The organism is Cedecea sp. B1(4), assembly GCF_059414925.1.
This window is the reverse complement of sequence record NZ_JCAHMZ010000176.1, coordinates 1-337: the sequence shown is the minus strand read 5'-3', so window position 1 is coordinate 337 and position 337 is coordinate 1. Positions and strand designations below refer to the sequence as shown.

1 protein-coding gene is annotated in these 337 nt (G+C 9.5%); it reads right to left on the bottom strand.

The window, feature by feature from the left end; translation table 11 throughout:
• Positions 1–143 precede the first annotated feature (143 nt).
• A partial coding sequence (locus tag ACR6JA_RS22525) for a hypothetical protein (protein ID WP_494599666.1) occupies positions 144–337 on the bottom strand: 194 nt, incomplete at its 5' end.

Below are 337 nucleotides of genomic sequence, written 5' to 3'. Positions count from 1 at the left end.
TTTTTTTTTTTTGTTGTTTTTTTTTTTTTTTTTTTTTTTTTTTTTTTTTTTTTTTTTTTTTTTTTTTTTTTTTTTTTTTTTTTTTTTTTTTTTTTTTTTTTTTTTTTTTTTTTTTTATTTTTTTTTTTTTTTTTTTTTTTTTTTTAAATTTTAACTTTTTTTGTGGTGGTGTTTTTTTTGTTTAAATGATTGTGTTTTTGTTTTTTTTGTTTTTGTCTTTTTTTTTTTTTTTCTTTTTTTTTTTGTTTTTTTTTTTTTTTTTTTGGCTTTTTTTTTTTGGGATTTTTTTTTTTTGGGGTTTTTTTGTGGTTTTTATTTTTATAATTTTTTTTTTTTT